General features: G+C 36.6%; 23 protein-coding genes. 3 read left to right on the top strand and 20 right to left on the bottom strand.

Going from position 1 to position 25,442, the window contains the following annotated elements:
* Positions 1-70: 70 nt before the first annotated feature.
* From trpA to VK161_RS06585, 17 genes are all read right to left on the bottom strand, one after another.
* Positions 71-847 (bottom strand): tryptophan synthase subunit alpha, encoded by a 777-nt coding sequence (gene trpA, locus VK161_RS06505; protein ID WP_324213958.1) that lies wholly within the window; start codon positions 845-847, stop codon positions 71-73.
* Positions 837-2,030, bottom strand: coding sequence for a tryptophan synthase subunit beta (trpB, locus tag VK161_RS06510; RefSeq protein WP_324213959.1), 1,194 nt, complete (start codon positions 2,028-2,030; stop codon positions 837-839). Before trpB ends, trpA begins: the two co-directional genes overlap by 11 nt.
* Positions 2,027-2,653 carry a phosphoribosylanthranilate isomerase gene (locus VK161_RS06515; protein ID WP_324213960.1) on the bottom strand — a complete coding sequence of 209 codons (627 nt, stop codon included), beginning with the start codon at positions 2,651-2,653 and terminating at the stop codon, positions 2,027-2,029. Before VK161_RS06515 ends, trpB begins: the two co-directional genes overlap by 4 nt.
* Positions 2,650-3,435: an indole-3-glycerol phosphate synthase TrpC gene (locus VK161_RS06520; protein ID WP_324213961.1), complete on the bottom strand. Its 786-nt coding sequence runs from the start codon at positions 3,433-3,435 to the stop codon at positions 2,650-2,652. Before VK161_RS06520 ends, VK161_RS06515 begins: the two co-directional genes overlap by 4 nt.
* Complete coding sequence (gene trpD / locus VK161_RS06525) at positions 3,432-4,424, bottom strand: anthranilate phosphoribosyltransferase (protein WP_324213962.1); 993 nt, start codon at positions 4,422-4,424, stop codon at positions 3,432-3,434. The genes VK161_RS06520 and trpD overlap by 4 nt, the downstream gene beginning before the upstream one ends.
* 110 nt (positions 4,425-4,534) lie before the next feature.
* Entirely contained in the window at positions 4,535-5,104 is a 570-nt protein-coding gene (locus VK161_RS06530) for an aminodeoxychorismate/anthranilate synthase component II (RefSeq protein ID WP_324213963.1), read from the bottom strand.
* Positions 5,105-5,106: 2 nt separating this feature from the next.
* Positions 5,107-6,498, bottom strand: a complete 1,392-nt coding sequence (locus VK161_RS06535; RefSeq protein WP_324213964.1) for an anthranilate synthase component I family protein — start codon at positions 6,496-6,498, stop codon at positions 5,107-5,109.
* 233 nt (positions 6,499-6,731) lie between these two features.
* Complete coding sequence (hisIE, locus tag VK161_RS06540) at positions 6,732-7,322, bottom strand: bifunctional phosphoribosyl-AMP cyclohydrolase/phosphoribosyl-ATP diphosphatase HisIE (RefSeq protein ID WP_324213965.1); 591 nt, start codon at positions 7,320-7,322, stop codon at positions 6,732-6,734.
* Positions 7,319-8,071, bottom strand: a complete 753-nt coding sequence (gene hisF, locus VK161_RS06545) for an imidazole glycerol phosphate synthase subunit HisF (protein WP_324213966.1) — start codon at positions 8,069-8,071, stop codon at positions 7,319-7,321. The genes hisIE and hisF overlap by 4 nt, the downstream gene beginning before the upstream one ends.
* Positions 8,065-8,778 (bottom strand): 1-(5-phosphoribosyl)-5-[(5-phosphoribosylamino)methylideneamino]imidazole-4-carboxamide isomerase, encoded by a 714-nt coding sequence (hisA, locus tag VK161_RS06550; protein WP_324213967.1) that lies wholly within the window; start codon positions 8,776-8,778, stop codon positions 8,065-8,067. The genes hisF and hisA overlap by 7 nt, the downstream gene beginning before the upstream one ends.
* Before the next feature lie 52 nt (positions 8,779-8,830).
* Positions 8,831-9,409: an imidazole glycerol phosphate synthase subunit HisH gene (gene hisH / locus VK161_RS06555; protein ID WP_324213968.1), complete on the bottom strand. Its 579-nt coding sequence runs from the start codon at positions 9,407-9,409 to the stop codon at positions 8,831-8,833.
* On the bottom strand, positions 9,406-10,497 hold the full coding sequence (gene hisB / locus VK161_RS06560) for a bifunctional histidinol-phosphatase/imidazoleglycerol-phosphate dehydratase HisB (RefSeq protein ID WP_324213969.1): 1,092 nt from the start codon (positions 10,495-10,497) through the stop codon (positions 9,406-9,408). The genes hisH and hisB overlap by 4 nt, the downstream gene beginning before the upstream one ends.
* Entirely contained in the window at positions 10,494-11,507 is a 1,014-nt protein-coding gene (hisC, locus tag VK161_RS06565) for a histidinol-phosphate transaminase (RefSeq protein WP_324213970.1), read from the bottom strand. The genes hisB and hisC overlap by 4 nt, the downstream gene beginning before the upstream one ends.
* A complete protein-coding gene (gene hisD, locus VK161_RS06570; RefSeq protein WP_324213971.1) occupies positions 11,500-12,789 on the bottom strand; it encodes a histidinol dehydrogenase in 1,290 nt (429 codons plus the stop codon). Before hisD ends, hisC begins: the two co-directional genes overlap by 8 nt.
* A gap of 15 nt (positions 12,790-12,804) precedes the next feature.
* Positions 12,805-13,662, bottom strand: coding sequence for an ATP phosphoribosyltransferase (gene hisG, locus VK161_RS06575; protein WP_324213972.1), 858 nt, complete (start codon positions 13,660-13,662; stop codon positions 12,805-12,807).
* 256 nt (positions 13,663-13,918) lie between these two features.
* Positions 13,919-15,058: a lycopene cyclase family protein gene (locus tag VK161_RS06580; protein WP_324213973.1), complete on the bottom strand. Its 1,140-nt coding sequence runs from the start codon at positions 15,056-15,058 to the stop codon at positions 13,919-13,921.
* On the bottom strand, positions 15,058-17,106 hold the full coding sequence (locus VK161_RS06585) for a TonB-dependent receptor plug domain-containing protein (protein WP_324213974.1): 2,049 nt from the start codon (positions 17,104-17,106) through the stop codon (positions 15,058-15,060). Before VK161_RS06585 ends, VK161_RS06580 begins: the two co-directional genes overlap by 1 nt.
* Before the next feature lie 89 nt (positions 17,107-17,195).
* On the opposite strand from VK161_RS06585, the gene VK161_RS06590 reads away from it, so the two are divergent.
* Together VK161_RS06590 and VK161_RS06595 are read left to right on the top strand one after the other, a co-directional pair.
* A complete protein-coding gene (locus VK161_RS06590) occupies positions 17,196-17,843 on the top strand; it encodes a metal-dependent transcriptional regulator (RefSeq protein ID WP_324214142.1) in 648 nt (215 codons plus the stop codon).
* Positions 17,844-17,845: 2 nt separating this feature from the next.
* Positions 17,846-18,664 (top strand): ZIP family metal transporter, encoded by an 819-nt coding sequence (locus VK161_RS06595; protein ID WP_324213975.1) that lies wholly within the window; start codon positions 17,846-17,848, stop codon positions 18,662-18,664.
* A 120-nt stretch (positions 18,665-18,784) separates the two neighbouring features.
* Here VK161_RS06595 and feoB read toward each other — a convergent pair whose 3' ends face one another.
* The 3 genes from feoB to VK161_RS06610 all read right to left on the bottom strand — a co-directional run bounded on the left by feoB (position 18,785) and on the right by VK161_RS06610 (position 21,938).
* Positions 18,785-20,890: a ferrous iron transport protein B gene (feoB, locus tag VK161_RS06600; protein WP_324213976.1), complete on the bottom strand. Its 2,106-nt coding sequence runs from the start codon at positions 20,888-20,890 to the stop codon at positions 18,785-18,787.
* 3 nt (positions 20,891-20,893) lie between these two features.
* Positions 20,894-21,127 (bottom strand): FeoA family protein, encoded by a 234-nt coding sequence (locus tag VK161_RS06605; protein ID WP_324213977.1) that lies wholly within the window; start codon positions 21,125-21,127, stop codon positions 20,894-20,896.
* A 115-nt stretch (positions 21,128-21,242) separates the two neighbouring features.
* Positions 21,243-21,938 carry an SCO family protein gene (locus VK161_RS06610; protein ID WP_324213978.1) on the bottom strand — a complete coding sequence of 232 codons (696 nt, stop codon included), beginning with the start codon at positions 21,936-21,938 and terminating at the stop codon, positions 21,243-21,245.
* Positions 21,939-22,052: 114 nt separating this feature from the next.
* Here VK161_RS06610 and VK161_RS06615 point away from each other — a divergent pair, with 114 nt between their 5' ends.
* Entirely contained in the window at positions 22,053-25,442 is a 3,390-nt protein-coding gene (locus VK161_RS06615) for a T9SS type A sorting domain-containing protein (protein ID WP_324213979.1), read from the top strand.

The raw sequence follows: 25,442 nt of genomic DNA on the forward strand, positions 1-25,442 counted from the left end.
GATAAATAGAATTCTCTTCTGTAGAATGATTCTAATCATAAAGATTTGTTATCATTGGATAGAAATTATGTTAGGTTTTTAGAATTGTGTTTACAAATTGGTTGATGGATTCTTTAGTAGTACCGTTTTCTTTCAAATGGTTTATAAAGGCACTTCCAATTATCGCTCCTGAACCAAATTGACAAACGGTTTCAAATGTTTTTTGATTATGAACACCAAAGCCAATTAGATGCGGATTTTGTAAATTCATATTCTGAATGCGTTGGTAATAATCCGTTTGAAAAGAAGTTGCATTGGTGCTTCCTGTAATACTGTTGGACGAAACCAAATAAATAAATCCCGACGAATAACGGTCTAATTGCTCAATACGTTCTTCTGAAGTTTCGGGTGTTACTAATAAGATGTTTGAGACTTGATTTTTCTCGCATAATTCTTTAAAATTTGATACATAATAGTGCAACGGCATGTCGGGAATGATGATTCCGTCAACGCCAACTTCAGCACATTTTTCAATAAATTCTCTTTCTCCATATTGTAGCACTACATTCAAATAACCCATCAGAATAATTGGTTTTTGAGTACTATTTCTTAAGGTTTTTAATTGTTCGAATAAAAGAGCTAACGTCATTCCGTTTTCAATAGCTTGTGTGCTGCTTTCTTGAATAACGGGTCCATCGGCCAACGGATCAGAATACGGAAATCCGATTTCAATCATATCAACATCACTTTCTTCTAGATGTTTTAAAATGGTAAGAGTGTCATTCAAATTGGGAAATCCCGCCGTGAAATACAACGACAAAATGTTTTCTTTTTTGGCTTTAAATAGGGTTTGGATTCTATTGTTCATGGTTACTGTAGTTTTGTAAGGTTGCTAAGTCTTTGTCGCCTCTTCCGGATAAATTTACGACCACCACATCACTTTTTTTCAACTTCATTTTGTGCAAATACGCCAAAGCATGTGCCGATTCAATTGCTGGAATAATGCCTTCTTTTCGAGATAAATCATACGCAGCTTGCATCGCCTCATCATCAGTAATTGAAACTACTTCTGCTTTTTTGGTATCGTGCAAATAGGAGTGAATAGGTCCAATTCCGGGATAATCCAATCCGGCTGAAATCGAATGAGGTTCCACAATTTGGCCGTCATCGGTTTGAATTAAATACGTTTTACTTCCGTGAATGATGCCTTTTTTGCCTAAAGCAATTGTGGCAGCTGTTTTTCCGGAATGAACACCTAAACCGCCCGCTTCAACGGCAATTAATTGGGTTTTTCCATTATCAATAAAATGATAAAAAGCTCCAATGGCATTGCTTCCGCCACCAAGACAAGCGACAACATAATCGGGATTTTCATCACCGGTCTTTTCTTTTAATTGGATTTTGATTTCTTCACTAATGACCGATTGAAATTGTGCCACCAAATCGGGATACGGATGCGGACCAACTACTGAACCAATAATATAGTGGGTTCTAACAGGATCATTAATCCACGCGCGAATGGCTTCGTTGGTTGCGTCTTTTAAGGTTTTACTTCCACTCGTTGCGGGTTGAATTTTGGCGCCAAGTAATCGCATGCGTTCGACGTTTGGTTTTTGTCGTTCGATGTCAATTTCACCCATATAAATAGTGCAATCCAATCCCAATAAAGCACAAGCTGTTGCCGTTGCAACTCCGTGTTGACCCGCACCCGTTTCGGCAATAATTCGTTTTTTGTTCAATCGTTTGGCTAATAAAACTTGTCCGATAGCGTTGTTGATTTTGTGCGCACCAGTGTGGTTCAAATCTTCTCGTTTCAAATAAATTTGCGCCTGAAATTGCTCAGATAAATTCTTTGAAAAATACAAAGGCGTTGGTCGGCCTACATAGTCTTTCAATAACGATTTGAATTCGTTTTGAAATTCATCAGTTGCGATGATTTGCAAATAATTTTTTTGTAATTCCAGAACATTGGGATACAACATTTCGGGGACAAAAGCACCGCCAAATTCGCCATAAAATCCGTTCTCATCAGGTTGTAAAGTCGTTTTCATTTTGCTCTTATTGTTTCTATTAATTCGCTCACTTCTTCTTTAATTTTTCTTGTATTGGAATCTTCCAATTGACTGTTAAAATCCAATCCGACTAACATCGGATGTTTTGTATATTTTATCTTTCCGATGTTGTGAATGCTCAATCCACCACTTAAAAAAAAGGATTTTGACAACCTATATTTTTCTAATAACTCCCAATCAAAAGACTTTCCACTTCCGCCATAATCGGGAGTTTTGGTATCGAATAAAAAGAAATCACAAACCGATTGGTATTTTTCAATTGCTTCAAAATCAAAGGTTGAGTCAACCGAAAAAGCTTTGATGATGTTGATGTTGTTTTCTTTTAAAACTTCACATTCGGCAACCGATTCATTTCCGTGTAATTGCACAAAATCAAAGCTAAATTGGTGTTGAATTTCAAGAATTCGATCGACCTCTTCATTAACAAAAACCGCTACTTTTTTTATACTATTGGGTACTTTTTGTATTGATTTTGGTGAAAAATCAGTTCCAACATACCGTTTGGATTTTGGATAGAAAATATAACCCATAAAATCAGGTTGCAAAGCAGCAATTTCTTGAATGTTTTTCGGAAATTTCATTCCGCAAATCTTTATTTTCATAGCAATTGTTGGATTAGTTTTTTACATTTTTCAGCCGGATTTCTCTCTTTCATAAAATATTCTCCAATTAAAAATCCGTTGAATCCATTGGCCTTCAAGAGTTGTAGGGTTTTTAACGATTGAATGCCACTTTCGGCAATTTTAATACTCGATTTTGGGAGTAATTGCGCCAATTTGATACTGTTCTCGACTGAAACTTCAAATGAGTTTAAGTTGCGGTTGTTAATTCCGATTAAATCAAATGGCAAATCCAAATTCTCCAGAATTTCTACTTCATTTTGGGTTTCTAGAAATACTTCCATTCCGAGTTCGTGTGCCAAATGGGTGAAGGATTGCAATTGTTTCTTCGATAAAATTTTAGCAATCAACAAAATCACATCGGCGCCCATGGCTTTCGACTGAATGATTTGGTATTCATCGACCATAAAATCTTTTCGTAACATTGGAATGGAGTTGCTTTTTCGTGCCAATCGAAAGTCGGTTTTCTGAGCGCCAAAAAATTCGGAATCTGTCAAAACGGATAATCCAGAAACTGCTGCGTTGGCATAACCTTGAGTCACTTCCACCACATTAGCCTCCAAATTGATATTTCCTTTAGCGGGTGATTTTCGTTTGAATTCAGCTATAATTCCGCCTGTAACCGAACTTTCAATCGCTTTTTTCATCGAATGAGTAGCCGAATTGAACAGCGGTTGTTCTTCCAAAAATGAATACGAAAATTGGGCTTTCAATAGTTCAACTTCTTTTACTTTTTGAGCTTTTATAGTATCTAATATGTTCATTGAATCTCTTTTAATCGGTTAAACGAATTTTTAGCTTTTAGTCCCAATAATGATGCTGACGCATGATCAAACGCTTCTTCAAAAGTTAAATTGGGATGGTACGTTTGAATTGCAAGTGCTGCATTCACTAAAACCACATTGTTTTGCGCTTCTGAACCTTTTCCGTTGATAATTGTAGTGAAAATCGATGCGGCTTCTTCCAAGGTTTCGCCTCCATACAATTCAGAAAACGCTACTTTTTTCAGAGCAAAATCTTTAGCTTCAACCAATCGCTCGCCTTTGTTGGTTACCAATTTGCAGGTATCAGTGAGTGTTACTTCGTCAAAACCATCCAAACCATAAATTATAGTGTATTGACTGTTTTCTTCTTGCAGTAAATACTGATACATTCGTGCCAACTCTAAACTAAAAACACCTGTCATTTGTACCTTTGGGAAAGCCGGATTTACCAATGGGCCAAGCATATTAAAGAAAGTCTTGATTCCTAATTCCTTTCGAATAGGACCAACGGTTTTCATGGCTGGATGAAACAAAGGCGCGTGTAAAAAGCAAATATTGGTTTCTTGAATTTGTTGTTTCAGAATGGCTTCGTCTGTTTGAAAAACAACGCCTAAAGTCTCCAAAACATTCGATGAACCAGAAATTGACGACACACCATAATTTCCGTGTTTGGCTACCGGAATTCCGGCTCCAGCCACAACAAATGACGTTAATGTTGAAATGTTGAACGTATTTTTTCCATCGCCACCTGTTCCACAAACATCCATCGGATTGTAAGCTGATAAATCAACTTTATGACACAAATTCAGTAAAGCTTCTCGGAAACCAATTAATTCATCCAGCGTGATGTTTCGCATGATAAAAACCGTCAAAAAAGAAGCAATTTGCGTTGGATTGTATTTCCCTAAAGCAATGTCGGTGAGCACTTGTTTGGCTTCGTCTTTGGTTAAAGTTTTATGTTTGAATAAAGGTTCTAATATTGTTTTCATTTTAATTATTTTTAATAGTATAGTGTTGTTTTTTTTTGCCACAGATTCACAGATTGAAAAAGATTTTAAAATCTGTGAATCTGTGGTTATTTTTTATAAATAATTTGATTTTACATTAGATGGTTTATCCAATTTTTAAGTACTATTTTTCCGTTTTCGGTAAGGATGGATTCGGGATGGAATTGCAATCCGCGCACATCGTATTTCTTATGTTTTAGTGCCATTATATTTCCCAATTCGTCTTTGGCTAGAATTTCCAAATCCTCTGAAATTTTATCGGAAACCACCCACGAATGATAATGGCCAATTTTAAATTGTTTTGGAAGATTTTCGAATAAATAGTCGTCTTTTACAATTTCAATTTCTGAGGCAACTCCGTGAAGTGGCGCTGTTAAATTGATCAAATCGGTTCCGAAATGTTCGGCGATGGCTTGATGACCCAAACAAATTCCGAGTATGCTTTTGGTGGAAGCGAATTCAGTTAATAATTTCGGCATTAATCCAGCGTCTTTCGGAATTCCAGGTCCGGGCGAAAGCACAATTTTATCGTACTGATGAATGGATGAAAAATCGAGTTGGTCGTTTTTGATGACATCAATTTCTTCCACACCAATTTCATACAACGCATGCACAATATTGTACACAAACGAATCGTAATTATCTACTACTACTACTTTCATAACTATATGTTTTGGGCTAATTGAATTGCTTTTCGAAGTGCTGACAATTTGGTTTCCACTTCATTTAATTCGCTGTTCACGTCTGATTTTGTTACGATTCCGCAACCGGCTTGGTACGTCAGTTGATTGTTTCTGCTCACGAACGAGCGAATAAAAATCGCGTGATTGAATCCACCATTGAGGCCAATTATACCAACCGTTCCGCCGTAAAATCCGCGTGAATTGGGTTCGTATTGGTCAATCAATTGCATGGCTTTGTGTTTTGGTGCGCCTGATAATGTTCCAGCAGGATATGTGTTTCCCAAAATTTGTATCGGATTGTATTCGGGTTGTAATTCGGCACTGACTTTAGAAACCATGTGAATGACGTGTGAGTAGTATTCAATCTTTTTAAAACTCTCGACCACAACTTTTTTACTCGATTTACTCAAATCATTTCGAGCCAAATCAACGAGCATGATGTGTTCGGCATTTTCTTTTGGGTCGGCCAAAAGCGCTTCTGCTAAAAGTGCGTCCTCGGCATCATTTCCGGTTCTTTTAAAGGTTCCGGCAATCGGGTTGATGATGGCTTTTTGATTGTTGATGGTTAATTGTGCCTCGGGTGAAGAGCCAAATAATTTGAAATTTCCATAATCAAAATAGAACAAATAGGGTGACGGATTGATGGAACGCAATGCTCTGTAAACATTAAATTCGTCGCCTTTGAAAGCTTGTTTGTATTTTCGGGAAAGTACGATTTGAAACACATCACCAATAAAGCAATGTTCTTGACCTTTCTTAATTACTTCTAAAAAATCATCATTTGTAAAATTAGATTCCTCGTTGTTTTGAATCGCAAATTTGAACTGCGTCACCGAACGATTGTTGATGATTTCCTGAATTTTTTCCAAGTTGGAAGCCTCATTTTCTTGCAAATGTTCCAGCAAAAAAAGTTCATTGTTAAAGTGATTGAACACAATCGTATACCGAAATAAATGGTATTGAATGAGCGGCAAATCAAAATCGTTTTTGGTGAAAGTGATGTCTTCAAACAGCGGAATCGCGTCGTAACTCGTATAGCCAAATAATCCCAACGTTTCAAATCCGAGGTTTAAATCAGTCACTGAAAATGATTTTGAGAATTGATTTAACTCGGCTGCTATTTCAATTTCTGAAGTTGCTTTTATACTTGTTTTTTTATCAGGAAAAGTAATAGTGGTTTGATTAGCATTTGTAATAAATGAAGCGATTGGATCAAAACAGAGGTACGAATAACTGTTTTCTTTGCTTTTATAATCGGAGCTTTCCAGCAAAAAACTATTGGAAAATTGATCGCGGATTTTTAAATACAACGCTACTGGCGTGTGCGTATCGCTTAGGGTTTTGAGTACATTGGTTTGAAAATGATATAACATGATAATTGATTTTTGAGAAAAAATTGGACATAAAAAAAACCCGCTTGGAAAAGCGGGTTTGACAATATTGTAGCAATTTACAAATAGCAGTTACCAACCAATTCCAAGAACGGAGTTAGTCGTGTGCCACCAATTTGTATTTTGTATTTTGTTCATCATAAGTACTGCAAACGTATTGAATTATTTTGTTGCAGTTGCATTATTTTTTAAAATTTAACATTTGTACAACAGTGTTATTTCTTCATTCTGCGTTGTAATTCTTGCTCTATGTCATTTAATTTCAAATCTTTAGCCTGCAATAAAATGAGATAATGAAACAGCAAATCAGCTGCTTCACCAATAAACAAATCGTGATTATTGTCTTTGGCTTCGATGACTAATTCGACGGCTTCTTCACCTACTTTTTGAGCTATTTTGTTGATTCCTTTTTGAAAAAGAGACGCCACATACGAATCAGAAGTTGGATTGGCAATTCGATTTTCAATGACCTTTTCCAATTCCTGTAGAAAAGAAATTTGAGATTCGTTTGCAAAACACGATGTTGTTCCATTGTGACACGTTGGTCCGTTGGGAATGACTTGAATCAGCAGCGCATCTTGATCACAATCTTCTTCAATGGAAACCACTTTTAGAAAATTTCCAGACGTTTCACCTTTGGTCCACAATCGGTTTTTGCTTCGACTGAAAAAAGTTACTACGTTTTCTTGTTGTGTTTTTTGGAGCGCTTCGTCGTTCATATAACCCAACATCAAAACTTGCTGTGTTTTGTTATTTTGGATGATTACTGGAACTAATCCGTTATTTTTTGAGAAATCTAATGTCATCGGATGGGAATGTTTTGGGTTTTTAATACGTTTTTTAATTCGGAAATCGGCACTTCATTAAAGTGGAAAATACTGGCTGCTAATCCGGCACTGACTTCGGTTCGGGTAAATAATTCAACAAAATGTTCCGAATTTCCAGCTCCACCAGAAGCAATAACCGGAATGTAAACGGCTTTGCTGATGGCGTTGGTGATGTCTAAGGCAAATCCGTTTTTGGAACCATCATTATTCATGGATGTAATTAATAATTCGCCAGCGCCTAATTCTTCTACTTTTTTTGCCCAATCGATAGCTAAAATTCCGGTTGATTCGGTTCCGCCTTTGATGAAAACGTACCAATCCTTTTCCACTTTTTTGATGTCGATGGCAACGACTAAACTTTGACTTCCAAAAGCAGCTGAAATTTGGGTTATCAAATCCGGATTCAAAACGGCAGCCGAATTGATACTGACTTTATCTGCGCCCGATTGTAGTAATATTCGAGCGTCATCAACCGATTGAATGCCGCCACCAACTGTAAAAGGAATGTTGATTTCTTTCGATAATTGCATGACCATTTCGGCTAATGTTTTACGTTGTTCCAAGGTCGCGCTGATGTCTAAAAACACCAGTTCATCAGCGCCATTTTTAGAATAAAACGAAGCCAATTCCACTGGATTCCCAGCGTCTTTTAGTTCTAGAAATCGAACGCCTTTTACCACGCGTCCGTCTTTGATATCCAAACACGGAATGATTCGTTTCTTTAACATAACTTGCTCAGATTTTCAATTTTTATTGTGCCTTCATATAAGGCTTTTCCGATGATAGCGCCTTCACAACCTATGGTTTTCAAAAGTTCTAAATCGGAAATGGTTGTCACGCCGCCACTGGCAATTAAGTTGACTTTGGTTGTTGCTAAAATTTGCTGATACAACTCATTTGAAGTTCCTTGCAGCATTCCGTCTTTGGAGATGTCCGTACAAATAACAGTCGAAATTCCTTTGACAACATAATCCGATATGTAGTCAATGACATCTAATTCAGACGTTTCCAACCAGCCTTGAGTCGCTATTTTTCTGTTCAGGCAATCGGCACCTAAAATGATTTTATCGCTTCCAAATTCACTTAGCCATTCTAAAAACTCAGTTGGATTTTTGGCAGCAATGCTTCCGCCAGTAATTTGATTGGCTCCATTTTCAAAAGCGATTTCGAGGTCTTTTCGCTTTTTTAATCCGCCACCAAAATCAATCTTCAAGTTGGTATTGGTTGCAATTTGACACAATATTTTGTGGTTGATAATTTGGTTGGATTTTGCTCCGTCCAAATCCACTAAATGCAAGTATTGAATACCGTTGTCTTCAAAATATTTCGCTACTTCCAACGGATTTTCGTTGTATATTTTTTGCGTGGTATAATCGCCTTTGGTCAATCGGACACATTTTCCGTTGATGATGTCTATGGCTGGGATGATTCTCATAAAATTAGATTTTTGCCACGGATTGCACTGATTTTCACAGATTGTTCCGCGTTTATAGTTTTAAAAAATTCAGTAAAAGTTGTTCGCCAACACTTGATGATTTTTCGGGATGGAATTGTGTGGCGTAGAAATTATCCTTTTGCATGGATGCGCTGAACGGAACAATATACTCGCAAATAGCCGAAGTTTCGTTGGTGATTTCAGCATAATAACTGTGCACAAAATAGAAATCTTCAACGTCTGAAATTCCGTTATACAATGTAGAGTTTAACCGCGAAATAGTATTCCAACCCATGTGTGGTACTTTCAATTTGGGTTCAAATTTCTTTACGGTTGCTTCAAAAATGCCTAAACATTCTGTATTGCCTTCTTCCGAATATTGACATAATAATTGTTGACCAAGGCAAATGCCTAAAACGGGTTGAGTGAGATTTTTTATGACTTCATCTAACCCTTTTTCTTTAAGGTAGTTCATCGCCGAACTTGCTTCGCCTACACCCGGAAAAATGACTTTTTCAGCCAGTTTTAAAATCGCTTTATCATCGGTAACGAGACACGAATAACCTAATTGTTCGATGGCATTTTTAACCGAAGTGATGTTGCCTGCATTGTATTTTACTATTGCTATCATAAGATTCCTTTGGTACTTGGGATGTTGTTCGTTCCGTCTTTTTGAATGGCCATTTTTAGGGCTTTGGCGAACGCTTTAAAAATCGATTCTATTTTGTGGTGTTCGTTTTCGCCTTCATTTTTGATGTTCAAATTGCATTTGGCACCATCGCAAAACGATTTGAAAAAGTGAGAAAACATTTCGGTAGGCATTTCTCCGATTTTTTCTCTTTTGAATTCCGCATTCCAAACCAACCAAGAACGACCGCCAAAATCAAGTGCGACTTGCGACAAACAATCGTCCATCGGAAGTAAAAAACCATAACGATTAATTCCTTTTTTAGAACCTAAAGCTTGTGCAAATGATTCACCTAGTGCAATTCCAACATCTTCGATCGTGTGATGTTCATCCACATACAAATCGCCATTGACACTAATGTCTAAATCGATGTTTCCGTGTTTGGCAATTTGCTCGAGCATGTGATCGAAAAATCCCAAACCTGTATTAATGTTACTATTTCCGCTTCCATCCAAATTGATTTTGACAGTAATTTCAGTCTCTTTTGTTTTTCGAATGAGTTGTGCTACGCGTGGTTGTTCTTTTAGAAATCGATAAATGGTTTCCCAAGAAGTAGTTGATACAATCGCTCGTTCATTGGCTGTAACCGAAATAAAAATCGCCTGACTTCCTAGGTTTTCTGCCAGTTGAATATCGGTAACTCGATCACCAATGACAAAAGAATTTTTCAAATCGTAGTTGCCTTTTACATACTGTTGTAACAAGGCTGTTCCGGGTTTTCGTGTGGGCAAATTTTGCTCTGGAAATGAAACATCAATAATCACATCAGAAAATCGAATTCCTTCGTTTTCAAACGCTTTCATCATTTTATTTTGTGCGGGCCAAAATGTGCTTTCTGGAAACGAATCGGTTCCCATTCCGTCTTGATTGGTCACCATCACTAACTCATAATCGAGTTCTTTAGCAATGCGAGACAAATACTGAAAAACTTCAGGGTAGAATTCTAATTTTTCCAAACTATCCACTTGAAAATCAATCGGAGGTTCGATGATTAACGTGCCGTCTCGGTCTATAAATAGTACTTTTTTCATACGGTTATTAGTTGTAAAGCATACAATAATTGTTGGTTTTCTCGTGGTGTTCCGATGGTAATTCGGATTGTGTTTTCAACCACCGAACTTCGATTGCGCGTGATGATTTGTTGTTCGATTAAACTATTGTAAATGGCTGTTGCGTTTTCCATTTCGACCAGTAAAAAATTAGCTTCTGAAGGATAAATTTTAGTGACAAAATCCAATGCTAGAAGCGATTGTTTTAGTAATTCTCGTTCTGAAATTAGGAGTTGTACTTTCGATTTAAAATTGGCTTCATCGGCGAGCGATTGCACAGCGGCTTCTTGATTCAACTGACTCACATTGTACGGCGGTTTTACTTTATTCATTACCGAGATAATGGTTTCATTGGCATAAGCAATTCCGATTCGAGCTGCGGCAAGACCACGTGCTTTACTAAAGGTTTGTGATACAATCAAATTGGGATAGTTTTTGATTTTGGACACCAACGACGGTTGTTCGCTAAAATCGATGTACGCTTCATCTAAAAACACAATTCCGTTGAAATTTTGAATTATAAATTCCAAATTTTTTAATGAATTTCCTGTCGGATTATTAGGCGAACACAAGTACAAAATTTTGGCTTTGGTTGCTAAAATGGAATCCGAATTTAACTGAAAATCGTCGGTTAATGGAATCGAAATAATTTCAAGATTGTTAATATTCGCATACACTTCATACATGCCATAAGTTGGTGGACAAATGATGACTGTATCTTCATTCGGTTCACAAAAAACGCGTTGTACTAAGTCGATGATTTCGTCGCTTCCATTACCAATTAAGATATTTTCAATTCCTACTTTTTTCTGACTACTCAAAATTTGCTTTAAGCGCCATTGGTACGGATCAGGATAGCGATTTAAATTCCCAAACGGATTTTCATTCGCGTCCAAAAAGATACCCAGATTGCTTTTGTATTCGTCGCGAGCACTCGAATAGGGCGTAAGCGAGAGAATATTTTTTCGAATTAAATTAATGATACTATCCATTTTGCAGTTTTTTTAATCGGATGGAAACGGCGTTTTTGTGTGCGTCTAATTGTTCGGCTGCCGCCATAATTTCGATGGTTGGTCCTAGATTTTGAATGCCTTGAGAAGTCAGTTTTTGAAACGTAATTTTCTTTATAAAACTGTCCAATGAAACGCCGCTGTAATTTTTTGCATAACCATTTGTTGGCAAAGTATGATTGGTGCCGCTGGCGTAATCACCCGCACTTTCGCAGCTGTAATTTCCGATGAAAACCGAGCCAGCATTTTCGATGAACTTAATTTTACTCTCAGCATCTTCAATGGACAAAATCAAATGTTCGGGTGCGTAAAAATTGCTGAATTCGATTCCGGTTGGAATGTCTTGAAAAACCAACGCGCGACTATTTTCCAATGCTTTTTCAACAGTAGATTGGCGAGGTAAAATGGCTTTTTGACTTTCAATCGCTGATGTCACTTTTGTAACAATTTCTTCTGAATTGGTAACTAAAATCACCTGACTATCACCACCGTGTTCGGCTTGCGAAAGTAAATCGGAAGCCACGAATTCTGGATCACAAGTGGCATCAGCAATTACTAGTAATTCACTTGGACCAGCAGGCAAATCGATAGCCAAACCTAATTGTTGGGCATATTGTTTAGCGGCGGTTACGTATTGGTTTCCTGGTCCGAAAATTTTGGACACTTTCGGAATTTCATCGGTGCCAAAAGTTAGCGCAGCGATGGCTTGAATACCGCCAACTTTGTACATTTGAGTCACACCTGTCAATTGAGCCGCAAACAAAATCGCGGGATTGATGTTGCCGTTTTTATCGGGTGGCGAACACAAAATAATGTTCTTGCAGCCAGCAATTGTAGCTGGAATCGCCAACATTAAAACCGTTGAAAAAAGCGGAGCCGTTCCGCCCGGAATATAAATCCCGATGGTATCGATAGCGCGACTTTCCCTCCAACAAAAAACACCCGAAGTAGTTTCAATTTTAGTCGGAATTTCTTTTTGCGAAAGGTGAAATTGGGTAATATTTTCCGCCGCAACTTGAATCGCATTTTTTAATTCTAAGGAAACTTGAGCGATAGCATCTTCAATTTCTGAAGTAGTTACCCTGCAATTTTCAATTGACACACCATCAAAATAATGAGTGTATTTTTTTACTGCTTTGATTCCGTTTTTTTGAATGTCATCAAAAATGGCTTTTACTGTTTCGTTCAAATCAGCTTTGGTAACTGTTTTGCGTTGTGCCAACTCTGTCCATTGTTCAGGTTTTGGATTTAAGTATGTTTTCATGTTTTCTAAATTGAATTATCGAATCATTTTTTCTATCGGAATAATCAAAATTCCTTCGGCGCCAAGATTTTTGAGTTGTTCGATTATTTCCCAATAATCGTTTTCTTGAATTACCGAATGCAAACTGCTCCAGTCTTTGTTCACCAAAGGCAAAATGGTGGGTGATTTCATTCCGGGTAACAACGAACAAATGCTTTCGATGGCCGAATTGGGAGCGTTTAGTAAAATGTATTTGTTTTGTTTTCCTTCTCGAACGGCTTGGATTCGGAACAATAATTTATCCACAAGAAGTTGGTTTTCCGGAGTGAGATTAGGATTTGAAATCAAAACGGCTTCGCTTTTGGTTACGGTTGCGACTTCCTTTAAACCGTTCATCAACAATGTACTTCCGGTGCTGACGATGTCAAAAACGGCATCGGCCAAACCAATACTGGTGGCGATTTCAACGCTTCCGCTGATTTCTTCTACAAACACAGAGATGTTGTTTTTAGCAAAAAAATCAGTCAGAATTTTGGGATAACTTGTTGCGATGCGCTTGCCTTCAAAATAGGTTAAATTGGTATAGGTTTCGTCTTTTGGAATGGCTAATGACATGCGGCAACCTGCAAAACCGAGTTGTTGGATGATTCTAATTTCTTTGTCTTTTTCCCAGACTTCATTTTCGCCAAGAATTCCGATATCGGCAACACCTTGTTCGACGTATTGTGGAATATCGTCATCGCGCAAGAACAGAATTTCTATGGGGAAGTTTTGTGCAACGGCTTTCAATTTTCGCTCGCCGTTGGAAATTTTAATTCCGCATTCTTCTAAAAGTTGGAGTGATTTTTCACTCAGTCGACCGCTTTTTTGAATTGCAATTTTTAAAGTACTCATTTTTAATTTGGAATAAAATCTGAGTACATCAAGAAGTATATGAATACAAAAAACCCGTCTTGATGTACTCAGACGGGTTTTTAATTATGTTTTTGATTAGTTACAATACATCATTAACTCGCCTGATTGCAAGAATGATGATGATGTAATTGTGAAATAATCGTGTTCATTGTTATTTTTTGATGGGACAAAACTAGCTATAACTTTTTGAAGAAAGGGTGTTTTTGATAAAGTTTAACATTTGTGGAAGTGTTGATTAACCGAATAATCTTCCTAGTAAAGCCTTAATGAACGGCAATTTCGGGCATTTTAACATTACTTGTAAATCTTCAGAAAACGACGTTTCTTCGTCTAAAAATTTAAAAATTAAAGTCGGGTTTCCTTTTTTGAATAAGGAAGAAAATACGCTTGAACCTAAATCATTTCTTTTATACAACACATCTAAAAACAATAAGTCATACAACCAAAATTTATCTTTTTTGTGGAATTTTCTAAAGTCGCTTTCTAAAGATAAAAACCCAACTAATTGTTTTGATTTTTTGATGGTGTTTTTAAACGTATAACCTGTACTTGCCTTGGTCCATCCGCCGACCGAACCAATATTGATGATGTTTTTGGTGTTGTGTTCCCAAAACGGATATGAGGTCATCGGAATGTTGCCTTGTTCTTTTTCTACGATTTCATATTCGTTGATTCCCAATTTCTCGATGTACTTTTTAATTTCAGTTTCGTATTCTTCTTTCGGAAGTAAATCCGCCGAAAACAAGGTGTATTCTAAAAGCGCTTCTGTTGGAGAAGTAGGCAAGACGTACATAAACCGCGTGTTGCCTTTTTGTTCCACCGAAAAATCCATGAAAGTTACTTGATTTGTATCAAAAACGCCTTCCTTTGATTTTATAAACCAACCGATGAAATGCTGTTGTAACAATGGATATTTTGATTGACTCTTAACTAATTCAGGCGTATAAATGGAGTTGAAAATTTGGTTGCAGGTAAAACTTTGAGTTTCCGTTTTTACTACACAATGCATTCCTAATTCTTGAAAATCAATTACTTTTTGATGGAGAAAATGAATGTTGTTGTGTTGAGCAATTAAGTCAAAAACCAAATTGTAAAAATCCAACCCGCGAATCATTTTGTACTGGTACGGAATCAATTCTAAATCGCGCTTGAAATGTTCATCGGTAAACAAAGCGGAGTTCCATTTTTTAGTTGTGATTTTTGAAAAAGCATCCTTTTCATCCCAAAAACACCAGGTTCGGTCGTTTGATTTCTTCGGATTTTCATCAATTAATAAAATGGTTTTGTCTTCAAATTTTCCAGACAGAATCATTTCATAGACGGTCATCAACGCTGATAAACCCGAGCCTGTAAAAATATAATGATAATGTTGCATTAATAAATGGTGTATCTGAATCCTAAAAATCCTCTGATTCCTTGATTGGGAGCGTATACATAACTCGGATCAAAAGTCAAAGCATACGGATTATTTGCTGTTGGAATTACATTTCCGTTGGCATCGTAAACTACATTTTGATCAAAAGGATCATCAGCTCGCGCTATCAAAAACGGATTTCCTTTGTTGGGCGTCCAATTCAATATGTTTTTTATTCCGCCGTAAAGTTCAAAACTACGAAATTTTTTATAAGTAAATTGAATGTTCTGAATGCTCCAAGGTTTGGAATACTCACTTCTTGGGTCGAGTGCTCCTAAAAGTGGCAATCGCATCGGTCCGTACAAATTTCCGGTGTAATCAATCGTCAAATGTATTTTCGGAATTTCATACGAAATCGACCAATTCAAACTGTATTTTTCGGTTAAAACAGGTTGTGTAGTGATGCCGTTACGAACGTTTTTTGGGTCTAAAAAAGTAAATCCGAGGATGGTTTTTAATCCGAATGGTGTGACCAAGTCAATGTTTCCGCTTACACCTAATGTTTGCGAATAACCATCGAGATTACTGTAAATAATCTGATTCGGATTGGTGTCGTAATCGGGAATGATTTGATTGGTAAAATACGTGTACCAAGTTGAGAATTCCATCGCGAGCGAAGTAGCATTTTCAAATTTGAATTTTTTAAGGTAGTTCAAGTTGATGTTGTATGATTTTTCAGGTTTTAAATCTTCAGTAATGATTACATCTCTCGAACCCGTTAATGCAGCGTGTTCTTCCGTAAAAAGATTGACAATTCGGAATCCGGTTCCGGCATTAATTCGAAATACATCAGTTGAAGTTGGATTCCATTTGTAGGCTATTCGCGGAGTAAAAATACTGCCATGATTGTTGTTGTAATCGTAACGCGAACCCAAAAGCAGTGTCTGTTTTTCAGCTAGTTTAATTTCATCTTGAACAAAAAAACTGTAAATTAATGTCTTTTCCGGTTCAATTGTAGCAGTCGTATTATCATTGTAAAATTGATGTCGAACAGCTGAACCCAAAAGCAAATTATGATGATTGAGTTTTTTGTCCCAAATCAACTGACCGAAAGCAATTTTTTGTGCAGCGATGTAACTTGTTGCACCATAAACCGAATTTTGATCGTGCGATGTCAATGAAAAAGACAAAAAAACATTCTCTTTTACAGGTAATTGGTATTTACTGATGAGTTCAAAACGCGTGGTGTAAATACTTTCACCATAAACTTCATTCCCACCACGAAAACTTTTGTTCCATTGCATTTCGCCGCCCCAACGATCTTCGTAGAACAACCGTCCGGCAAGCGAAAATTCCTTTTGGCTTTTCCGTTTGAAATCCCATTTATTAAAAATAGAAACGCGTTCTTGAAGTGTAACATCGGTAAAATTATCATTATTGTTATCGATGGGTTGATTGTAGTTGTAGTAATTCACTCCTAACAAATAATCGGCTTTCGAACCTACATTCGATTTAAAACCCAAATCAACATTGGTTTCCAACCACGAAGTCGAAAAAATATCAGCACTAAATAATGGAGCATTTTTGGTTTTTTTGGTGATGATGTTGATGAGTCCGCCAACTGCTTCACTTCCGTACAAACTCGACGCTGGACCTTTGATAATTTCGATTCGTTCGATGAGTGAATTCGGAATTCCAGATAAACCATACACCGTTGATAAGGCACTTACAATAGGCATTCCGTCAATAGTGACCATCGTATACGGACCTTCCAAACCGTTGATGTGAATGTCGCCCGTATTGCAAATGTTGCAATTCAGTTGCGGACGAACGCCGTTTACATTCTGCAACGCTTCAAAAAGATTGGGTGTTGGATTTTTCTTTAAAAATGCGGTGGTATAAATTTCTACAGGAACCGGAGTTTCAAGTCGTTTTACCGCTTTTAATGTGCCTGAAACAACTACTTCTTCCAATTCTTCGGGTTGTTGATGGCTGGAAATGGAATCCTTCACCTGAGCAACTAAAGAATTGAAGCACAAAAGAATCGTCAAAGAAATTATTTTTTTCATTTAGCAAAATAAAAATTTAGATAAAACTAAAAATATCTTTTGACTAATAAAAATAAAATTCCTTTCTTTGTGAAATTATTATGAGCATCATGACTATTTCTGAAGAAAATTATATTAAAGTAATTTACCATTTATCTGTTGTTTCGCCCAAAGGTGTTAATACGAATGCTATTGCCGGAATGTTAGAGACTAAAGCATCTTCGGTCACTGATATGTTGAAGAAATTATCAGATAAAGAGTTAGTTGCGTATCAGAAATACCAAGGCGTTACTTTAACAGAAAAAGGATTTCTTTCGGCTAAAATGATAGTACGAAAACATCGTTTGTGGGAAGTTTTTTTAGTTGAAAAACTCCATTTTTCTTGGGATGAGGTTCATGAAATTGCCGAAGAATTGGAGCACATCAAATCGGAAGCCTTAATTGATAAATTGGATGAATTTTTGGATTTTCCCGATTTTGATCCACACGGAGATCCAATTCCGAATCGAAAAGGTGAGATTAAAAAAATTACCAAATTATTATTATCGGAAGCCGAATTGAACAAAGAATACCATTGTGTGGGTGTGAAAGATTCTTCTTCTGATTTTTTAAAGTATTTAGACAAACAAAAAATTGCTTTGGGTTCGGTGTTGATTGTAAAAGAAAAAGAAAGTTTTGATGACACATTAACGGTCGAAATCAATTCAAAAGAAATAACATTGTCCAACAAAATTGCTAATAATTTATACGTACATTAATTATGTTTCAATCCATTATAGATTATTTTGAAAGTATCGACCCGATTTTAGCGGCGTTGTATGCCACTTTATTTACGTGGTTTTTGACTGCGTTGGGAGCATCTTTTGTGTTCTTTTTTAAGAATATGAATCGAATGGTTCTCGACGGAATGCTAGGTTTTACGGGTGGCGTAATGATTGCGGCCAGTTTTTGGAGTTTGTTAGCGCCAGCCATCGAAATGAGTAAAGGCGAAGGTTTTGTAAAAGTAATTCCAGCGGCGGTTGGTTTTGCATTGGGAGCATTATTCATTTTTGGTCTCGACAAAATTCTACCGCATTTGCACATCAATTTTAAAGAAACTGAAGGCATCAAATCGCCTTGGCAACGTACTACTTTATTGGTTTTGGCGATTACGTTGCACAACATTCCAGAAGGATTGGCCGTTGGAGTGCTTTTTGGTGGAGTTGCCGCTGGAATTCCGGAAGCATCCATTGCTGGCGCAGTAACCTTGGCCATCGGAATTGGAATTCAGAACTTTCCAGAAGGAATTGCGGTTTCGATGCCGTTACGCCGAATGGGAATGAGTAGATGGAAGAGTTTTATGTACGGACAATCGTCGGCCATTGTTGAACCCATTGCTGGAGTTTTAGGCGCAGTTGCCGTTACTTTTTTCACACCATTGTTGCCTTATGCCTTGGCGTTTGCTGCTGGTGCGATGATATTTGTAGTAGTAGAAGAAGTGATTCCGGAAACGCAGCAAGACAAAAATACCGACATCGCTACGTTGGGATTAATCGGTGGATTCATCGTCATGATGACCTTGGATGTCGCTTTGGGTTAATGACAACCACAATCGTCTTTGCCACAGTTTTTTTTGCTCTTTTTTTTACCAAAAAACTTTTGATACAAAACAGCAATTGCAATTCCTAATGCGATGTAAGTTAAAGCTTCCTGCATCATGTTAATTTAAAATTTGATAGGCCAAAAGAGCGGTTAAATAAGCAAATCCACTCATAAAAACCAACTGAATTACGGGCCATTTCCATGAGTTGGTCTCTTTTTTTACAATCGCCAAAGTACTGATGCATTGCATTGCAAAAGCATAAAAAAGAAGTAATGAAACGCCTGTTGGGAAATTGAATATTTTATTTCCATTACCATCTCTTTCTTCCGCCATTCGGTTTTTGATGGTGTCTTGTTCATCGCTATGACTTCCTACACTGTAGATGGTTGCCAATGTTCCGACAAAAACCTCGCGAGCTGCAAACGAACTCACAACTGCAATACCAATTTTCCAATCGTAACCCAAAGGCTTGATTACGGGTTCAATCGATTTTCCAATGATTCCGATGTACGAATGCTCTAATTTATACGAACTTACTTCGTCATCGAATTGCTTTTGATCGTAGTTGATGTTTTTTTGACTGAGTTGATTTTTAACTATTTCTTCTGCTTTACCAAAGTCTTTTGATGGTCCGTGAGATCCTAAAAACCAAAGAATTACGGACAATGCCAAGATTATTTTTCCAGCACCAAAAACGAAGGCTTTTGTTTTCTCTAATACGTTAATCGCTACGTTTTTAAACATCGGAATTTTGTAACCCGGCATTTCAACCACAAAATATGATTTGGATTGTATTTTAAGGATTTTATTCAAAATATAAGCGGAGAAAATGGCCATTCCAAATCCCAAAAGATACAAGGTCATTAATGTTAAACCTTGTAAACTGATGAATCCCAAGACTCTTTTTTCGGGAATAATCAAGGCAATTAAAATAGCGTAAACGGGCAATCGAGCCGAACAAGTGATGAAAGGTGTCACTAAAATGGTAATTAATCGTTCTTTCCAATTTTCAATGTTTCGCGCACTCATGATGGCTGGAATCGCACACGCTGTACCCGATATTAAAGGCACAATACTTTTTCCTGATAAACCGTAACGACGCATGATTTTATCCATCAAGAAAACCACGCGACTCATGTAACCACTTTCTTCTAAAACAGAAATGAACAGAAAAAGAAAGGCAATTTGTGGAATGAAAATTAAAATTCCGCCAATTCCAGGAATGATTCCTTCACTGATTAAATTGGTGAATTCGCCAGCAGGCAAATGCGTTTTGGCGTACGAAGCCAAATTGGCAAACGAACTGTCAATATAGTCCATTGGAACACTCGACCAATCAAAAATCGATTGAAAAATTGCAAATAAAATGAACAAGAAAATAGCATAACCAAAGATTTTGTGCGTCAGAACACGATCCAATTTCGCTCGTAAATCAGTTGCTTTGGAACGGTCAATTTTTTGTCCAATTTTTAATGTATCGTTGATGAATTGGTAGCGTTTTATGGTTTCCTTTTGTTGCAACATGCGCAAATCTGCATGCGATTTGGTAAATGAACTCTTCATTTCATTACGCTCCAAATTCAAGAAATTAACGTCTTGCGTAATGACCAACCATAATTTGTAAACCAACTGATTCGGAAATGCTTTTCGGAGTTTATCAAAGTATTCAGTATCAATTGTAGAGGCATTTAAACACGGTTCGGTTGAGATGGATTGATAGTTTAAAATCAATTCTTTAATCTGTTCAATACCAATTTTTTTTCTCGAACTCACCAAGGCAATTTTAGTTTTGAATTGTTCTTCTAAAAACGGAATATCGAGTTCAATTCCTTTTAATTTCATTCGGTCGCTCATGTTGATGACCAAAATCACAGGAATTTCTAAGTCTTTAATTTGAGTAAAAAGCAGTAAGTTGCGTTTTAAATTTTCTACTTCAGAAACTACAACGACCACATCGGGGAAATGCTCGTCGTTTTTGTTCAACATCAATTCGATAACCACATTTTCATCAATCGAATTGGCATTTAAACTATACGTTCCGGGTAAATCCAAAATAGTCGCTTTAACATTCTTGGATAATTTACAATAACCGATTTTTTTCTCAACGGTAATTCCGGGATAATTTCCCACTTGTTGATGCAAACCAGTCAATTGATTGAACACCGAAGTTTTTCCAGTGTTCGGATTACCAATTAGCGCTACTTTGATTGTTTTGTGTGCCATTAACTAGTTGTTTTCAAAAGTAATTTCGATCGCTTTTGCCGTTTCAAGTCGGATGGCCACGTGAGAATCGTTGATGTTAAAGTACAACGGATCACCAAAAGGAGCAATTTGAATTAATTCAACTGAATTTCCTGGAAGACAACCCATTTCAAGTAATTTCAAAGGAATTTCATCAATTTTCAATTCAGAAATTATGGCTTTTTGTCCTATTTTTAATTGATCGAGAGTTGGGTTCACTGTTTATTTAGAATGAATTAAAATACAAAAGTACATATTTACATTCTATAACACATGATAATTGTCAAGTTTAATAAAATTTTAAGCGTTGTTACTGTCGTAAAAAGGATGTTGATTATTTTTCCTCTTCGCACAACAGAAGAATATCTTCAAGAAGTTGTTTTACGTTTTTGATTCCGGGTTGCGTGGGTTGGTCTAGATTGGTTCCGTCGTAAAAACCACGCACTCTTCGTTTGAAATCAACTAAAACAAAATTTTCGGTGTGAACCATGTCGTACAGTTCTTCGGGTTTTCCTGTTTTTACAGCAAGGTACGATTTTCGCGCGATGTAGTAAATGTCTTTTTTATCGCCTGTAACTAAATTCCATTTGGCATCAATGACACCCTTTTCTTGAGCGTATTTTTTCAAAACTGGAACACTGTCTATATCAGGAGTAACTGAATGGGAAAGCAACATGACTTTTGGATTGTTTTTAATTTGATTCTGTAGCCAAACCATATTATTCGTCATTTTTGGGCAAATAGTTGGGCAAGTAGTAAAGAAAAAATCAGCTACATAAATTTTACCTTCGTAGTCTTTTTGGGTAATCCATTTTCCGTTTTGATTTTGAAATTTAAAATCGGCTATGGTATGTCGATTAGAGACGTGTTGAATTGTAGTATCAACTAATTCAGGATTAACATCGCTTGGGTTGTAAATTGGTAATGTAGGTTTGGGTTTTAGAACAGAATAAAATAGAGAAATCGTGATGATGGAAAAAACTATAAAAAATCCAACAAAAACACGGTATTTTTTTATTAAAGGCAACATATCAAAAATATTTTCAGCAAATTTAATTAAACATCCGTTAATATTACTTTCTACGTATGTTAAAGAAATAGCTGATGTTCATAATTTATTTATATTTGGAAAAAATTAACGAAAATGAAAAAAATTATACTTTTTGGGTTGTTTTTCACAACATCCTTAACTTTTTCGCAATTCAATACCAACGCGCCTTGGTTGATTAATTCTGAAAAAGCAAAAAAATCGGAAGCCACGATTGATGACATGGTTCAATTGTTCAATGAATATTGGAAAAATCATGACAAAACCAAAAAAGGAAGTGGGTATAAACCCTTCATGCGTTGGGAAAATCACTGGAGAAACAAAACGAATTCTCAAGGACAATTAATTACACCACAACAAATGTGGGATGCTTATTATGCCAAAAAAAGCAGAAGTTTACAAAGAAATGCTAATTCCGTTCAAGTGGCAACCAGTAATTGGCAATCAGTTGGTCCTTTTACTCACACTAATACAGGTTCTTGGTCGTCTGGACAAGGAAGAGTAAATACTATTTTAGTTGATCCTTCCAATCCGAATACTGTTTATTTAGGTGCGCCAGCGGGTGGAATTTGGAAATCAACAAATGCAGGAGATTCATGGACACCATTAAGTGATAATTTACCACAAATTGGGGTTTCAGGAATAGCAGTAGATTATAATAATCCAAATATTATTTACATAGCAACAGGTGATGTTGATGCTTTTGATACGTATTCAGTAGGAGTTATGAAATCTGTAGATGGTGGACAGACTTGGAATACGACAGGATTGACTTTTTCAGGAACAGGTTCAGCTTCTGGAGATATTTTAATAAATCCAAGTGATTCTAATATGTTGTGGGTGGCTACTGACAATGGAATTTATCGTACAACTAATGCAGGAGCAAATTGGACTTTAGTTCAAACGGGTGATTTTTCACAAGGAAGAATTCGATTAAAACCCGGAAATAATAGTACAGTTTATGCAGTTTCAAAAAATCGATTTTACCGATCAACCAATTCAGGAGCCAGTTTTACGGTTATTACAACAGGTTTGCCTGCAAGTTCTGGGCGAATGTTATTGGATGTAACACCAGCCAATTCGGAAGTAATTTATATTTTAAGTGCTACTAATGGATATGGTTTTCAAGGAGTTTATAAATCGACAAACGGAGGAACTAGTTGGACAGAAACTTCGGGTACAACTAATATTTTTGAATCGGATCAAGCATGGTACGATTTGGCTTTAGCCGTTTCTACAACCAATGCAGACGAGATTTATACGGGTTGTTTGAACATATGGAAATCAACTACTAGTGGAGCTAGTTTTACTAAAATTAATAGTTGGAGTGAGCCATTTAGTCCAACGTATTCTCATGCTGATATTCATTATTTACGTTTTTACGGAAACAAATTGTATTGCGGAAGTGATGGCGGAATATATGTATCTGACAATGCTGCAGCATCATTCACAGATAAAACAGCTACTGCCCAAATCGGACAATTTTATCGAGTTGCAGTTTCCAAACAAACCGCTTCTAAAATGGTAGGCGGATTACAAGATAACGGAGGTTACGCTTTTAGTGATAATCAATGGAAAAACTTTTATGGCGCTGACGGAATGGACGCAGCGGTTCATCCAACCAACAATAATTTATTTTATGGATTCATACAAGGTGGAGGTGGACTCTACATTAGTAATAACGGCGGAAATTCATTAACAAGTTCGGTAGGAATGCCCGCTGGAGAACAAGGAAATTGGGTTACTCCGTTAGCAATGAATTCAGCAGGTGAATTGTTCTCTGGTTATACTAATTTATATGTTTTATCAGGATCTGATTGGGCACAACAGAATGCTTCTCCTTTTAATGGTGACAGTTTTGAATACATTGCCATTGACCCGAGCGACGATTATAATATGTTTGTTGTTGACAATAGTGTTCTGTACAAAAGCAATGATAAAGGAGTTAGTTTTTCTCCAGTGTATTTTGCTTCAAGTAATATAACTTCTGTAGACGTACATTCATCAAATGGATCTATTATATACATTACTACTTCGGGAACTGATGGAGAAGTTTTAGTGTCTACTGATGGTGGAGATTCATTCAATTCAATATCCGAAGGATTGCCTAATATTGGTAAAAATGTAATTGTTCACCAAGGAAGACATACAGATAACCCGCTTTACGTTGGAACAAGTTTAGGCGTTTATTACAGAGATGATACGATGTCGCAATGGGAACCATTTGATACTAATTTACCTAATGTTGCAGTAACTGATTTAGAAATTAATTTAGAAGACAATGTTATTGTTGCGGCAACTTACGGAAGAGGAATTTGGCAGTCGACTATTCCTGTTGAGGTTCCAGCTGCCGATATTCGATTGACCGAAATTTTAAGTCCATCTTCTGTAAATGTAAATTGTAATAGTAATGTGGCACCAGAAATTACCGTTAAAAATAACGGACTGAATGCAATTACTTCAATAACATTTGATTATTCTTATAATGCTACACCATATACTTACAACTGGAGCGGAAATTTAGCATCCAACCAAACCGCATCTGTAACATTACCTTCAGTAAACTTGGCAAAAGGAGCTTATGATTTTCAAGTTTCATGTACGATTCCTAATGATGCTTATTTTGATAATAATGCATCTCAAGGAGTTTTCTACATTAACGATTCAGGTGAAGTCAATGTAACCAATACTTTTGAAAACACTACAGACGAATTGTTAGAAAATGATGAAGGCAGTTCTACGGGTATTTGGGAAAGAGGAATACGTACAGGAGGAACATTGTCATCTGGGTCAAATAAAGTGTATGCTACTTCTTTAAGCGGAACTTACCCCGATTTGACCAAATCATTTTTGATTTCAGAATGTTATGATTTAACACAATTAGCCAACCCTCAAATTAGTTTTAAATTAGCCTATGATTTAGAAAATAATTGGGATATTTTATACGTACAATATTCAACTGATTTAGGACAAACTTGGCAAGTTTTAGGAAGTATGGATACCAATTGGTACAACAGTGACAGAACACCTGACACCTCTGGTTCCGATTGTTTTAATTGTGTTGGAGCTCAATGGACAGGAACCAATAATGTGCTTTCCGACTACTTCTATCCTTTGGATGAATTAAATGCCGAAACCAATGTAATATTCAGATTTGTATTTCATTCTGATCAATCGGTGGTTGAAGAAGGAGTACTTATTGATGATTTCTTAATCAGTGGAACTCTAGCGAATCAAGCCTTTGACATTAACAATTTGACAATTTATCCTAATCCATCCAGCGGAATTTTCAATATAATGGCTCAAAATAGTTCAGTTGAAAGTGTTGAAGTTTATGATGTTCTTGGGAAACAAATTGACGTCAAAACAAACAATCAAGACAATGCTAATTTAGTATTAGATTTATCGAATGCATCAACTGGAATTTACTTTGTGAAAATTAAATCCAATAATCAAGTAGTAACTAAAAAAATAACTAAGAAGTAA

The sequence above is a fragment of the Flavobacterium sp. genome, from assembly GCF_035299245.1.
Taxonomy (GTDB): domain Bacteria; phylum Bacteroidota; class Bacteroidia; order Flavobacteriales; family Flavobacteriaceae; genus Flavobacterium.

What these genes read in the sequence shown, in the direction of transcription:
- hisH (WP_324213968.1), bottom strand. Translation starts at nt 9,409, where the DNA reads ATGATAGCAATAGTAAAATACAATGCAGGCAACATCACTTCGGTTAAA.
- hisF (WP_324213966.1), bottom strand. Translation starts at nt 8,071, where the DNA reads ATGTTAAAGAAACGAATCATTCCGTGTTTGGATATCAAAGACGGACGC.
- hisG (WP_324213972.1), bottom strand. Translation starts at nt 13,662, where the DNA reads ATGAGTACTTTAAAAATTGCAATTCAAAAAAGCGGTCGACTGAGTGAA.
- VK161_RS06610 (WP_324213978.1), bottom strand. Translation starts at nt 21,938, where the DNA reads ATGTTGCCTTTAATAAAAAAATACCGTGTTTTTGTTGGATTTTTTATA.
- hisB (WP_324213969.1), bottom strand. Translation starts at nt 10,497, where the DNA reads ATGAAAAAAGTACTATTTATAGACCGAGACGGCACGTTAATCATCGAA.
- hisC (WP_324213970.1), bottom strand. Translation starts at nt 11,507, where the DNA reads ATGGATAGTATCATTAATTTAATTCGAAAAAATATTCTCTCGCTTACG.
- trpB (WP_324213959.1), bottom strand. Translation starts at nt 2,030, where the DNA reads ATGAAAACGACTTTACAACCTGATGAGAACGGATTTTATGGCGAATTT.
- VK161_RS06590 (WP_324214142.1), top strand. Translation starts at nt 17,196, where the DNA reads ATGACTATTTCTGAAGAAAATTATATTAAAGTAATTTACCATTTATCT.
- VK161_RS06615 (WP_324213979.1), top strand. Translation starts at nt 22,053, where the DNA reads ATGAAAAAAATTATACTTTTTGGGTTGTTTTTCACAACATCCTTAACT.
- trpA (WP_324213958.1), bottom strand. Translation starts at nt 847, where the DNA reads ATGAACAATAGAATCCAAACCCTATTTAAAGCCAAAAAAGAAAACATT.
- feoB (WP_324213976.1), bottom strand. Translation starts at nt 20,890, where the DNA reads ATGGCACACAAAACAATCAAAGTAGCGCTAATTGGTAATCCGAACACT.
- VK161_RS06520 (WP_324213961.1), bottom strand. Translation starts at nt 3,435, where the DNA reads ATGAACATATTAGATACTATAAAAGCTCAAAAAGTAAAAGAAGTTGAA.
- hisA (WP_324213967.1), bottom strand. Translation starts at nt 8,778, where the DNA reads ATGAGAATCATCCCAGCCATAGACATCATCAACGGAAAATGTGTCCGA.
- VK161_RS06595 (WP_324213975.1), top strand. Translation starts at nt 17,846, where the DNA reads ATGTTTCAATCCATTATAGATTATTTTGAAAGTATCGACCCGATTTTA.
- trpD (WP_324213962.1), bottom strand. Translation starts at nt 4,424, where the DNA reads ATGAAAACAATATTAGAACCTTTATTCAAACATAAAACTTTAACCAAA.
- hisD (WP_324213971.1), bottom strand. Translation starts at nt 12,789, where the DNA reads ATGAAAACATACTTAAATCCAAAACCTGAACAATGGACAGAGTTGGCA.
- hisIE (WP_324213965.1), bottom strand. Translation starts at nt 7,322, where the DNA reads ATGACATTAGATTTCTCAAAAAATAACGGATTAGTTCCAGTAATCATC.
- VK161_RS06585 (WP_324213974.1), bottom strand. Translation starts at nt 17,106, where the DNA reads ATGAAAAAAATAATTTCTTTGACGATTCTTTTGTGCTTCAATTCTTTA.
- VK161_RS06515 (WP_324213960.1), bottom strand. Translation starts at nt 2,653, where the DNA reads ATGAAAATAAAGATTTGCGGAATGAAATTTCCGAAAAACATTCAAGAA.
- VK161_RS06535 (WP_324213964.1), bottom strand. Translation starts at nt 6,498, where the DNA reads ATGTTATATCATTTTCAAACCAATGTACTCAAAACCCTAAGCGATACG.
- VK161_RS06530 (WP_324213963.1), bottom strand. Translation starts at nt 5,104, where the DNA reads ATGAAAGTAGTAGTAGTAGATAATTACGATTCGTTTGTGTACAATATT.
- VK161_RS06580 (WP_324213973.1), bottom strand. Translation starts at nt 15,058, where the DNA reads ATGCAACATTATCATTATATTTTTACAGGCTCGGGTTTATCAGCGTTG.